Origin of the sequence: Pseudomonas sp. S34, from assembly GCF_009866745.1 — a bacterium.
GTDB lineage: Bacteria > Pseudomonadota > Gammaproteobacteria > Pseudomonadales > Pseudomonadaceae > Aquipseudomonas > Aquipseudomonas jessenii.
This window is the reverse complement of sequence record NZ_CP019398.1, coordinates 2,380,543-2,392,361: the sequence shown is the minus strand read 5'-3', so window position 1 is coordinate 2,392,361 and position 11,819 is coordinate 2,380,543. Positions and strand designations below refer to the sequence as shown.

The following is an 11,819-nucleotide window of genomic DNA, read 5'->3' as shown; positions in this document are numbered from 1 at the left end:
GAGCGGGCTTGCTCGCGAAGGCGATAGACCTGTCAATACATCACGACCGGCCTGTCTCAGACCCAGGCCACCGCCAACAACCCCGCCCCCAGCACCACACACAACGGCGAGTAAACCCAGGTGTCGAGCCGGGCAAATTTCGAGCCTTTGACCTCTTTGAAAAAACCAACCAGATCCGAATCGCCAATGGCCCGGGCAAACAGCAAAATCGCAATCGCACTGAGCACCCACTGCAACGACCAGTGATGCAAGGGTGGCAGGCACCAACCCACCCGCAAGCACACCAACACGGCAATCAGCAGCAACAGCCCGGCCACCACCAGCGTGATCCAGCCTCGCGGTTTAAACGCCGGTCGCAGTTGCGCGCTGCCCACCTGCGGTACTTGCGGGACCGCCGCCACCGCCGCCCACTCGCCACCCAACGCCCAATACACATGCACCAGACTGATCGCGGCGAAGATCGTCACCAGCGATTGAGCCAACACCAGGGTCATGGTTCAGAGATCCTTGAAAGGGAAATGAACTGAACATTGTAGGAGCTACCGCAGGCTGCGATGTTTTGATTTTGCATTTCCATGATAAAGATCAAAAGATCCCGACCTGCGGCAGCGCCTACAGGGCGGCGGAGACTTTATCTGCCACGTCCTTGGGCAGCCAGGCCCGCCAGACGCCCGGATGGGCCTTCATGAACGCCTCTGCCGCCTGGCGCGGCGGTGTATGTTTCTCGCTCATCTCGGCCAGGGCCTTGTTCAGCGGGTCGATCGGAAAGTCGACCTTGGCAAAGAACTCGGCAATCTGCGGATATTGCTTCTGGAAGGGGGTGGACACACCGATCGACAGCTTGGAGGCCAGGGAGCGGGTCGGCTTGGGATTGGGGTTGTCGGCGTCGGTCAGGGTCTTCCAGGCTTCGGCGTCGAACGGTGGCTCTTCGAGTTGAATCAGCTTGAAGCGGCCGAGCAACGGCGTGGGCGACCAGTAGTAAAACAGCACCGGCTTGCCACGATGAATGGACGAACTGATCTCCGCATCCAGTGCCGCGCCCGAACCGCTGCGGAAGTTCACGTAGCTGTCGTCCAGCCCATACGCCTTGAGCTTCTGCTTGTTGACCACTTCCGAGGTCCAGCCGATAGGGCTGTTGAGGAAACGTCCCTTGGTCGGGGCTTCCGGATCCTTGAACACGTCTTTGTAACGCGGCAGGTCGCTGACACTGCGCAGGTCGGGCGCCAGCGGCTTGATGCCCTTGGCCGGGTCGCCCTTGATCACATATTCCGGCACCCACCAGCCTTCGGTAGCCCCCTTGACCGTATCGCCGAGGCTGACAACCTTGCCTTCTGATTCCGCCTTGACCCACACCGGGCTGCGACCGGCCCACTCTTCGCCAATGACCTGGATGTCATTGTTGGCCAGCGCGGTTTCCAGAGTGATGGTGGTGCCCGGCAACGTATCGGTCGGCAGCCCGTAGCCCTTCTCGACAATGATGCGCAGGACATCGGTAATCAGGCTGCCGCTTTCCCAGTTCAGGTCGGCAAAGTGGATTGGCGTCTGGGCGGCCAACGCCGGGGCCGGTGTCGCCAGCAAACCGAAAGTGGCCAGGACCGCAGCCAGCAACCGTCGAAATCCGTTCATGCTTTTGCACCTCGTGCTGTTCACAGCAATAGCAGGGGGGGGCCTGGTAGTAGACCGCGAAGCCTCTGAATACTCAGTCCATTGACTGTAGTAGAGGTTCCTGCTTTCGAGGTGCATGGGTCAGTTTTCGCAGGTTTCCTGCAAACGCATCAGTTCTCGTCTGACCATGTTGGCGTAGGGTGCCGGTTGCAGTTGGTAAAGCTGTGACGCCACCCAATTCAGCCAGGCTCCTTGCAGAATGGTCTTCTGCCCGAACAGCCGCCGCGCTTCGTCTTGAGCACTGGCCAGGTTCTGTTCGTGGAAATCGGCGCGGGTCAGGATCATCACTCGCTGGCCTTGAAGGTCACCAGCTCACCCTTGCGCCACTTGGCCGCTTTGGCGGTCACGGCCTTGAGGGTCTTGGTCAGGCCTTCCTGCAACTGTTGATGGGCAGCGAACACCATCACCACGCTATGACCTTCCTTGAACACGATCCCCTGACCGTCGGCCGAGGTCACGAAGGCGTAATCGCCTATTCCGTAGACCGTCAGCTTGATGTCACGAAACCTGATGTCCAGCTTGCCACCTTCGCGGCTGGGCAGCACGGACGCGCTGAAATGATCGCCGACCTTGAGCTTGAGTCCGGGCTTGTCGTCCACAACCAGGGCTGACTCGGTGTCGATTTCGGCAATGTAAATGCCTTCTGCGTTCTGTTCGGTGATGTAAACGAAACGTGATTGAAACTGCTTGACCAGCTTTGCGCGCAAATCACCCAGCACGAACAAAGCATGCATATCGAGATTACTTACTGCCAAGGAAACATCCCCACATCTGAATAATGGTGCCGTGCGCGAAAAATGAACGCACAGCCAAAAAAGCGGCAATGCCGAAGGTGTAGCCAAAGAACCCGGGTTGAAGTCCTGAATGAGCAGTGCACTCATTCATCACGAAGCTTGAGAAGACTACTGGAACGTCACTCACGTCGTCCTGACTGGCGTTCGTCACAGGTTGAAGGAAAACACCCTTCCTGCTGCCAGAAAATTATGGACTATCAATTTCGGGGAAAAATCTCATCAAGAAAAAAACTTTTCCTACATATCGTCCGCAAAAAATTGCTTTAGATAAACGTCATTCACCCACCAGTGGGGGTGATTCTAGAGCAGCGATGCTCTTGGAGACTAGCCAAAACGACGTACATACGTCGGTAAACAATGAAAAGGACTTCATATGTGCACGCTGACACACTTTGCCTATCCCTTGGTGCCTGACTCGAAAACAGCACCAACCCCGCACCCGACACGGTTCTGCCTCCATGAACCAGCTCCCGATGCCCCGACCCGCCCGCGATTTCAGGTGGTAATGGCGGGCATTGCCTTCTTCCACATCAAGGATATTTCTACAGGCTGTGTAAGAGGTTTCCGAGCCAATCATAACGAAGCCTGTGCCCTCGCCCGGTTTCTTGAATCACACGGTTGACTTGCCCACCGCACTCGCTTCCATCGACGTTTCGTCTGCCCGTCGACTTATCTCAGCCGTCGACGGGCAACTACTGCCATACTGCCCGCCCAATAAAACGGATCCGCAGAAAATCGGGTGCGTTGACAACAACAATGTATTTCCAAGGGAAGTCGGCAACGTGACGGAATTTGATATCGGCGAGTTTTTTATCCGGGGTGAAGCCAGAGAAGTCGAAGGTGAATTCCAGGCCGTGATTGTCATGCGGGCCAAACCACCGCTCAAGACCGTGACGTATCACCAGGTCGAAAAGGATCGCTGGTTCAAAACCCCGGATGTCGCCGCCATCGCGGCCCAGGAATCGGCCAGGGAACTCAAGGCCGCGGTCGATGCGGGCGCATTGAAAGCCTGATGGTCGGGTTGGCGGTCTATGCTCATTGTTGCACTTGAACATTGCGATCGAACTCCACCGGTGCGGCGCCCTCGAATCCAGGGTGCGCCTCGTCCCTCGACCCGACCGATGACCTGCAAGGAGATGAAGATGGAATCACCGACCCATGACTTGAAAGGCCTGTTCGACCAACTCGGCCTGGACTCCAGCCAGAAAGCGATCGACGACTTCATTGCCGGCCATTCCCTGCCTGACGACAAGAAACTCATCGACGCCGAGTTCTGGTCACCGCAACAGGCCGGCTTCCTCAAGGAACAACTGCGCGAAGACGCTGACTGGGCGCGGGTGGTCGACGACCTGAACCTGCGCATGCACCAGACCCACTGACAACTTCAATGCAGGCTGCCAGGACTTTCGGCGCTCAATTGCGCCAGCCAGGCAGTCTTGCACTCCTCCGCTTCGTCGCGACTGGAGAACGCCGTGCCCCGGCGCTCGCCATTGAGCAACACTACCCAGCAAACCTTGCGTCCCATGGAACGAAGACTGGCAGGTACTCCACTGCCGATCATGACCGCGACATCAACTTTGCCTTGCATGCTGCCCCCGAACTTAATTAGCAACCTAATTAGTAGGTATGTTAATTAGTTTTCCAACGAGGAAACAGCAAAATCCTGCACAGGTTAATTGCAGAACTTGCAACAATCACCCGGCAAGCACGGCGTTTCTAGCGCGGTTTTTCCGGTTTGTAACCCAGGCGCAAACCACCCCAATGCCAGCCCTTGAGCATGATCGGCACCGAAAGATCGTGCATCAACTCTCCGGTATCACGGGTATAGGTTTGCAGCAGCACGGCCTTCTGATGGCTGCCGCAGCGGATCCCGGTGCGGTCAGCGAATTTGCGTTTGGTCCGGTTCTGCAAGGCATCGACCTGCGCGTCCCCCGTCAGCGGCTGGCTGAACACCTTGTTATGGGTCGGCACATAACCCTGTTGGGTGCAGGCGATGGCGAACACCAATCCTTCGTGACGCGGTAACAACGGTTCTTGAATCGCTGGCAAAACCTGATCGGTGTAACGGTCGAAACGCGTCTGGTACTTGGCCGGGCTGGTATTGGGGATGACCTGGTAATTACGGTCGAACAGATCGTCGAGACTGATTCGACCGGCATCGATATCCGCTTCGAAACGCGCTGCAATCTGGCTCGCGGCGTCTCGGGCCAGGTCATAGATCCGCTGGTGATAGTCATCCAGCCCCACTTCGGCAAGACGCTCACTGATGGTTTCGGCTTGCCCTTCCATTTGCACCGCCGCATGGGCCAGGCGCTGAGTCTGCTGGTCGCTGACCACCAGATCGCTGCGCATCTGTTCGATGGCGTGAAACAGGCTGTCGAGTTGTTCGCGGTTGGTGTCTGCCCCTTGGGCGATCTCCCCGACCTGGGACTCGACACTGGCCGCCAGACGGGCAATGTTCTCCAGATGTTGCCCCGTCCGCTCTACCTGCTCCACACCGGAGTCAAGGTCGCTGGACAGTTGGCGGATCTGCTCCACCACCTGCGCCGTGCGATGCTGGATGTCGGCCACCATCTCGCCCACCTCCCCCGTGGCGGTCGCCGTGCGTGCGGCGAGCCCGCGAACCTCGTCGGCCACCACTGCAAACCCGCGACCGTGCTCCCCTGCCCGCGCCGCTTCTATCGCGGCGTTCAATGCCAGCAGATTGGTCTGGCTGGCGATGGATTGAATCACCAGGGTCACTCGCTGGATATCGTCGCTGCGCAGGCTCAAGGCTTCGATCAGTTCACGGCTGTTGCTGGCGCGCTGGCTGAGCTGATGCATGCGCGAAATGGACTCGATCAACTCCGTACGCCCGACCACTCCGCTTTGATGAGCCTCGCTGGCGGCACTGAGCGCCTGGCGACTGAGGGTCGAGGTGGCCTGTTCGGTGGTGATCATGACCTCGGCATTGCTGACGATCTGTGCCGCCGACGTGAGCTGCGATTGCAGTTTGTCCGCCAGTTGCCGAACCGAAAACGCCACACCGGCGGCCGACAGTGCGTTATGGCTGGTGGTGCAGGAAAGATCGCGAGTCAACGCGCCGATGGCATCGGGGTTGTCGGGGCAAGCCGCCTGCGGGGTCGCGCGCGAACGCAAACGAGGCAACCAGATAATCAATATGGCCAGGGGCAGGCCAAGGTAGAGCGACCCGTCGCCCAGTGTCATGCCACTTAACAACAGCATCAGGGCGATGCTTTGCAGCGTTGGCGTCAGCCAGCGGTTTTTCGGCAACAGCACGGGTGCGGGCACTGCCGCAACCAGAGACCCGTCTTGCGTCATCATCGTCACCCCGTAAAGCTTCTAATTGTTGTCTTCGCATTAAACGCCACCATAAAGCCATTATCCATGAGCCTTTAGTCGCGAACGTTGCAGCAGATCAATAGAAGAACCGGGAAATCGAAGACGGCAGAAAACAAAGATCGCAGCCTGCAACAGCGCCCTACTTCAATTGCGTAGGAGCTGCCGCAGGCTGCGATCTTTTCAAGGCAGCCCGGATTAACGGGGCTGCCCCGCTGAATCAGGCCTGACGCTGGTGCTTGTCGATTTGCTCGTGACGTTCCTGAGCTTCGATGCAGTACTTGGTGGTCGGGCTGATCAGCAGGCGCTTGAGGCCAATCGGCTCGCCGCTGTCGTCGCACCAGCCGAAGCTGTCTTCCTTGATGCGTTCCAGCGCTTGTTCCAACTGAGGCAGCATGCGCTGGTCGCGATCGATCGCATTCACCAGCCAGGTGCGCTCTTCTTCGACCGAAGCCGCGTCTGCCGGATCGGCCGGGGTGTCCAGGCTTTCGATGGCGATGCGGTTCTGTTCGATGCGCTCATGGGTTTCGACTTTCATGTTCTGCAACAGCTCGGAGAAAAAAGCATGTTGCTCGGCATTCATGTAGTCATCCGCCGGCATGGCCAGCAACTTGTCCTTTGTCATTGATATCTCTATAAAAAAACGTGCATTAAGGCGAATTAGGGAGCGTTCCGGCAGGCCTGGGCAGGCCATCGGAAAGGCGCCGTTTGTTCCAAGCGCCACCCGGCACTCAATTTACGAGGGGCGGCAGTCTAAGGCCGACTTGAGGCCTCAGCAACTGAAAAGACAGCGAATTTGTCCGACAAAGCCCTGAAAATGCTCTACGGCAGGCTTTGAGGCGGTAATCGGAGTGCGTTTATAGCAAGAAATTCAATCGAGCGGCTGTATATAGATGACAAACGGCCTGGACCGGGCATTTTTCACTGTCATTTGCAGGGCTGCGAACCTCAGCTAAGGTTGTCCCTCCCGAAATGGCCATATAAAGGAAAGGACCATGAAGCTGATCGGTATGCTTGATTCGCCCTATGTAAGGCGCGCCGCCATTTCTGCCAAATGTCTGGGAATCACGCTGGAACATCAGTCGGTCTCGGTGTTCCGCCACTTCGAACAATTCCAGCAGATCAACCCGGTGGTCAAGGCGCCCACCCTGGTGCTGGATGACGGTGAGGTGTTGATGGACTCGACACTCATCATCGACTACCTGGAAACCCTGGCCCAAAAAAGCCTGATGCCCGTCGAACCGGGCCAACGCCTGCGCGCGCTGCGCCTGATTGGTCTGGCGTTGGCCGCCAGCGAAAAGTCCGTGCAACTTTATTATGAGCGCAACCTGCGGCCTGCAGAGATTCAATTCGAACCCTGGGTGCAACGGGTCGAAGGACAGCTGACGGCAGCCTATTCGGCGCTGGAGCGGGAGCTGGAAAAGCAGCCGCTGAAGACTGACGGTCCGATTGAGCAGGACGGCATCACGCTGGCGGTGGCCTGGAGCTTCACCAATCTGGTGGTGCCGGACCAGGTGAGTGCGGCGCAGTTTCCGCGGATCGCAGCGTTCACGAAGTATGCCGAGGGACTAGAGGTATTTGTCAGTACGCCGATTGACTGACAGATTCGTTTTGCCTGATCTGCCGTCATCGCGAGCAAGCTCGCTCCCACAGTAATTTTCGTCGTACGCGGGCTTTGTGTTCGACATCAATCCGTTGTGGGAGCGAGCTTGCTCGCGATGGCGTCGTGTCAGTCGACACATGAATTGCCTGTCAGCCCGCTATCGCGAGCTAGATGAAAGTTAATTTATTAAGTCGCGGGCAATTCTTGGCAAAATGCTCGCAACTTCGTATTGAACTGCTTATCAGGCCAGCCCTATGACCCGCATCTTGACCATCGAAGACGACGCCGTGACCGCCCGGGAGATTGTCGCCGAACTGAGTAGCCACGGCCTGGACGTCGACTGGGTCGACAATGGCCGCGAAGGGCTGGAGCGTGCGGTCAGCGGCAACTACGACCTGATCACCCTCGACCGCATGTTGCCCGAACTCGATGGCCTGGCGATCGTCACCACGCTTCGGACCATGGGCGTGGCCACGCCGATCCTGATGATCAGCGCGCTGTCCGACGTCGATGAACGCGTGCGCGGCCTGCGCGCCGGCGGCGACGACTACCTGACCAAACCCTTCGCCACAGATGAAATGGCCGCCCGGGTTGAAGTCCTGCTGCGCCGGCAGAACACCGTGACCGCCCAGGCCACCACTTTGCGGGTGGCGGATCTGGAACTGAACCTGATCAGCCACGAAGCCAGTCGCGACGGTCAGCTGCTGACGCTGTTGCCCACCGAGTACAAACTGCTGGAATTCCTGATGCGCAACACCGGGCAAATCCTCTCGCGGATGATGATTTTCGAAGAGGTCTGGGGTTACCACTTCGATCCCGGCACCAACCTGATCGACGTACACATCGGCCGTCTGCGCAAGAAGATCGACCCGCCTGGCAATGCCCCACTGATTCGGACCGTGCGAGGCTCGGGTTATGTCATTGCCGAACCCGTCTAAAGGCTGGCGCTCTTCCAGCAGCCGTCTGCTGGCGCTCTACAGTTCGCTGTTCGTGATCTGGAGCGGGATTCTCATGGGGGTCATGTACTACGAGGTTTCCGCTTACCTGGACAACCTGGCCAAGCATTCGCTGATGCAACGCCAGCACCTGTTTTCACGCTTCTCCGGCGAGCAACTGGTGGACGCCCTCGCCGTCAGCATGACCTTCGACATCCGCGGCATCGACGCCTACGGCCTGTTCGATGCCCGGCACCATTACCTCAGCGGCGCCCTGCGTTACATTCCGGACGGCTTGCCGCTCGATGGCAAGATCCACATGCTGCGCGATTGCGATGCCTCCGGCGACAGCGACGAGCAGACGCTGCCCGCCGACAGTTGTGACGCCGTGGCGACCCGCACCCTCGACGGCCGCTGGCTGGTGCTGGTGCGCGACAACGGTTCGTTGTTTGCCGTGACCCGGATCATCCTTCACGCCTTGTTCTGGGGTGTGACCCTGACCATCGTGCCGGGCATCGTCGGCTGGTATTTGCTGCGCCGCCGCCCGTTGCGGCGCATTCGCGGGATTCAGGCCAGTGCCGAGGCCATCGTCGCCGGCGACCTGAGCCGACGCTTGCCACTGTCCAATCGGCGTGACGAACTGGACATGCTCGCCGCCATCGTCAACGCCATGCTCGAACGCATCGAGCGCTTGATGAACGAGGTCAAGGGCGTGTGCGACAACATCGCCCATGACCTGCGCACGCCCCTGACCCGCCTGCGCGCGCAGCTTTACCGCATGCAGCAACAAGCCGGCGAAGGCTCGCCGCAGGCCATGCAACTGGACCTGGTGCTGGCCGAGGCCGATACGCTGATGGCACGTTTCCGAGGCTTGCTGCGGATCTCCGAGCTGGAAGATCGCCAGCGTCGCTCCGGTTTCGTCCAGGTGGACCCGGTGGCGTTGCTGCAGGAACTGCATGAGTTCTACCTGCCCCTGGCGGAAGACGACGACCTGGTGTTCCAACTTCATCTGCCCGCGTCATTGCCGCCCCTTAATGGCGACCGCGCGCTGATGTTCGAAGCGGTGGCGAACCTGCTCAGCAACTCGATCAAATTCACCCCGCCCGGCGGCGCAGTGATCCTGCGCGGGATCAATGATGGCGGGCACACGCGAATCGAAGTACTCGACTCCGGCCCGGGCATTCCCGAAGCGGAACGTGAAGCGGTGTTCCAGCGCTTCTATCGCGCCGAGGCGGGCAATCACAAAAGCGGCTTCGGGCTGGGGCTGTCCATCGTCGCGGCGATTGTCAGTCTGCATGGGTTTACCCTGGAAGTGGGCAGCAGCGAACTGGGTGGCGCGCGGCTGGTGCTTGATTGTCAGGAGAGTCTGATTCCTCAAGCCTAGTGTTCATCTGAAGAGCAAAACAGATCCCCTGTGGGAGCGGGCTTGCTCGCGAAAGCGGCGTGTCAGGCACCATCAATGTCGACTGACACTCCCTCTTCGCGAGCAAGCCCGCTCCCACAGTTGATGGGTCTCGTACGCAACATTTGTGCCCGCTGAAGATCCCATGTGGGAGCGAGCTCGCCCGCGATGGCGGCGCCTGTTTAAAGCACATGTTTAACGGCTGTCAGCGTAACTTGATGAAAGCTACAACGCCTTGCGTCATTGCCTACGGGTACGCCAGAATCCGCCGGCTTACGCGTCTTGAGTCCGGGCATTATCGTTAGCCGGTCGCTGAAAAACAGCGATCGGGTTTGGTAGCCCGGAGTACTACGCGTAGCGCCACTTCAAGCAGTTGCTGCTTTATGGTTGTCATGCGCAGGGCCTCTTTGGGGGCGCCGGTTCCAGTACTCCGGTCTACCAACCTGTGCATGGCCACCGCCCTTCGTTTGGTAGCGAAAGTGATGGCTCCAATTTTTACAGTACTGGAGTTCTATCGATGATCAAATCAACACCCAACCCGCCAGAAACAGATCTCGCCGCGAACATCATGGCCGCACCCCACAAACCTGCCTCAATGTTCACCATTAACCCCGACATCGACACCGAAACCCTGCTGGCCCACGCCTGCGAGTCGCTGGCCTCGGCCAACGTGATGACCAACGATCTAGCGGGTTTTCTAGATGGCTCGCACCGCAACACGCTGCTGGGCATTGCACAGGTCATCATGCTGGGTGAACTGGCGGTGAACCGGGCGCTGGATCGACTTGATCCACCTTAGTAGCCACTGCCCCGCACCTGTGGCGTGGGAACAAGTTCCTTCGCCCCAGTGGATCATTGACCAAAAAACCTAGCAGTTCTGATAGTTCCCACCGGCTGTGCAAACGCCAATACTGAGCGTCAGAACTTCGGAACCATCACCCATGCCATCGCCAGGCGAATCCCTGCTCTGCTACTTTCGCTACGATCCCCTTGATCGACTGGTAGGCCATAGCCCTGCGGACGCTCCACCGCTTCAGCGCTTCTACTGCAAAAACCGAATGGCCACCGAGATTCAGGGCGCGATGCAGCATTCCATCGTCCAGCACGGTGATTTGCCATTGGTGCAACAACAGCGCCAGGGCGATGCACTCGACAGCACGTTGCTGGCCACCGATCAGCAGCGTTCGGTGCTGCGCACCCTCAGAGCGAATCAACCACTACAACCCTTTGCCTATTCGCCCTATGGTCATCGCTATCCTGAAAACGGGTTATTGTGTTTGCTGGGTTTCAATGGTGAACGTCCCGACCCGGTGACCGGCTATTATTTGTTGGGGAATGGATATCGGGCGTTTAATCCGTCGTTGAAGCGCTTTAACACTCCGGACAGTTTGAGTCCATTCGGTGAAGGCGGCTTGAATGCCTATGCATATTGCCTGGGTGATCCCGTCAATCAAGCGGACCCGACAGGGCATGCAATTTCAATAGGATGGGCATTTGTACGAGATAACCTTAAACGCATCGTGCGCCAATCCCGCCCAATTCCTTGGACCGGAACAAATGGAACGATGGTACTCAATGAAACCCCGGCATTGAGTCGGCTCATAGCGAAAGTTGAGCCCATGAAATCCCTCCCCCCGCCTTTGGGCGAAGTTCCAACTTCAAACCTATCAATTACACTTCCGCGACGTGCAGTGACCAGCTCCGATGAATTTTCGCGCGTTCTTTCACCCGATTTCAGACCTTCGCAACCGTTTGAACATCCAAGTCCTGCGATGAGAATTGCAATGCGCAATGCTGCCGAACCGCGTTTGCCCACTGGCATCATTCCGAGAGCGGTTGTTGATGCTGGTCGCATAAGGGAGATGAGTGGCTACGCCAATATGAGGGGAATAGGGATCACATCCTTCCCAAGGGCGACTCAATTAGCGAATCAACGTAGACGTACGTTTGAAATCAGCAGACTCCGCGACCAGACAATGGAGGGAGCTCCGCTACGGGGAAATCACCCCCGTTAGCGTCTTTGCGAAATGAACTTGTTCAAATCGATAGTTGGAACATTACGAGGGCAATGACTTCCAGCG

General features: G+C 58.2%; 15 protein-coding genes and 1 pseudogene. 9 read left to right on the top strand and 7 right to left on the bottom strand.

The genetic code is table 11. From position 1 onward, the window contains the following. Positions 1-56 precede the first annotated feature (56 nt). The 4 genes from PspS34_RS10790 to PspS34_RS10775 form a co-directional block, all read right to left on the bottom strand. Complete coding sequence (locus tag PspS34_RS10790; protein WP_102671389.1) at positions 57-494, bottom strand: DUF3995 domain-containing protein; 438 nt, start codon at positions 492-494, stop codon at positions 57-59. A 118-nt stretch (positions 495-612) separates the two neighbouring features. Continuing rightward, on the bottom strand, positions 613-1,626 hold the full coding sequence (locus tag PspS34_RS10785; RefSeq protein WP_159389689.1) for an ABC transporter substrate-binding protein: 1,014 nt from the start codon (positions 1,624-1,626) through the stop codon (positions 613-615). Positions 1,627-1,746: 120 nt separating this feature from the next. Beyond that, complete coding sequence (locus PspS34_RS10780) at positions 1,747-1,950, bottom strand: hypothetical protein (protein WP_150815148.1); 204 nt, start codon at positions 1,948-1,950, stop codon at positions 1,747-1,749. Continuing rightward, positions 1,950-2,399: a hypothetical protein gene (locus tag PspS34_RS10775; RefSeq protein ID WP_174245513.1), complete on the bottom strand. Its 450-nt coding sequence runs from the start codon at positions 2,397-2,399 to the stop codon at positions 1,950-1,952. The genes PspS34_RS10780 and PspS34_RS10775 overlap by 1 nt, the downstream gene beginning before the upstream one ends. A gap of 433 nt (positions 2,400-2,832) precedes the next feature. On the opposite strand from PspS34_RS10775, the gene PspS34_RS28530 reads away from it, so the two are divergent. From PspS34_RS28530 to PspS34_RS10765, 3 genes are all read left to right on the top strand, one after another. After that, positions 2,833-3,081 carry a hypothetical protein gene (locus tag PspS34_RS28530; protein ID WP_150815149.1) on the top strand — a complete coding sequence of 83 codons (249 nt, stop codon included), beginning with the start codon at positions 2,833-2,835 and terminating at the stop codon, positions 3,079-3,081. A 160-nt stretch (positions 3,082-3,241) separates the two neighbouring features. Then, positions 3,242-3,472, top strand: coding sequence for a hypothetical protein (locus PspS34_RS10770; RefSeq protein ID WP_007973761.1), 231 nt, complete (start codon positions 3,242-3,244; stop codon positions 3,470-3,472). 129 nt (positions 3,473-3,601) lie between these two features. After that, complete coding sequence (locus PspS34_RS10765; RefSeq protein WP_007973758.1) at positions 3,602-3,838, top strand: DUF2789 domain-containing protein; 237 nt, start codon at positions 3,602-3,604, stop codon at positions 3,836-3,838. Positions 3,839-3,843: 5 nt separating this feature from the next. On the opposite strand, the gene PspS34_RS10760 is transcribed toward PspS34_RS10765, so the two are convergent. The 3 genes from PspS34_RS10760 to PspS34_RS10750 all read right to left on the bottom strand — a co-directional run bounded on the left by PspS34_RS10760 (position 3,844) and on the right by PspS34_RS10750 (position 6,423). Further along, positions 3,844-4,047 (bottom strand): hypothetical protein, encoded by a 204-nt coding sequence (locus PspS34_RS10760; protein ID WP_159389688.1) that lies wholly within the window; start codon positions 4,045-4,047, stop codon positions 3,844-3,846. Between the two features lie 128 nt (positions 4,048-4,175). Then, positions 4,176-5,780, bottom strand: coding sequence for a methyl-accepting chemotaxis protein (locus PspS34_RS10755; protein ID WP_159390386.1), 1,605 nt, complete (start codon positions 5,778-5,780; stop codon positions 4,176-4,178). 238 nt (positions 5,781-6,018) lie between these two features. Continuing rightward, positions 6,019-6,423, bottom strand: a complete 405-nt coding sequence (locus tag PspS34_RS10750) for a TraR/DksA C4-type zinc finger protein (protein WP_007935965.1) — start codon at positions 6,421-6,423, stop codon at positions 6,019-6,021. A gap of 370 nt (positions 6,424-6,793) precedes the next feature. On the opposite strand from PspS34_RS10750, the gene PspS34_RS10745 reads away from it, so the two are divergent. The 6 genes and pseudogenes from PspS34_RS10745 to PspS34_RS10725 all read left to right on the top strand — a co-directional run bounded on the left by PspS34_RS10745 (position 6,794) and on the right by PspS34_RS10725 (position 11,753). Beyond that, entirely contained in the window at positions 6,794-7,399 is a 606-nt protein-coding gene (locus PspS34_RS10745) for a glutathione S-transferase (protein WP_159389687.1), read from the top strand. Between the two features lie 256 nt (positions 7,400-7,655). Continuing rightward, positions 7,656-8,339 carry a response regulator transcription factor gene (locus PspS34_RS10740; protein ID WP_090456447.1) on the top strand — a complete coding sequence of 228 codons (684 nt, stop codon included), beginning with the start codon at positions 7,656-7,658 and terminating at the stop codon, positions 8,337-8,339. Further along, positions 8,317-9,720 carry a HAMP domain-containing sensor histidine kinase gene (locus tag PspS34_RS10735; protein ID WP_154947659.1) on the top strand — a complete coding sequence of 468 codons (1,404 nt, stop codon included), beginning with the start codon at positions 8,317-8,319 and terminating at the stop codon, positions 9,718-9,720. The genes PspS34_RS10740 and PspS34_RS10735 overlap by 23 nt, the downstream gene beginning before the upstream one ends. Before the next feature lie 30 nt (positions 9,721-9,750). Then, positions 9,751-9,849: pseudogene (locus PspS34_RS28525) on the top strand (metal ABC transporter ATP-binding protein); the annotation flags it as partial. A gap of 406 nt (positions 9,850-10,255) precedes the next feature. Continuing rightward, positions 10,256-10,537, top strand: coding sequence for a DUF6124 family protein (locus tag PspS34_RS10730; protein ID WP_154862320.1), 282 nt, complete (start codon positions 10,256-10,258; stop codon positions 10,535-10,537). Between the two features lie 142 nt (positions 10,538-10,679). Continuing rightward, positions 10,680-11,753, top strand: coding sequence for an RHS repeat-associated core domain-containing protein (locus PspS34_RS10725; protein ID WP_159389686.1), 1,074 nt, complete (start codon positions 10,680-10,682; stop codon positions 11,751-11,753). Positions 11,754-11,819 lie beyond the last annotated feature (66 nt).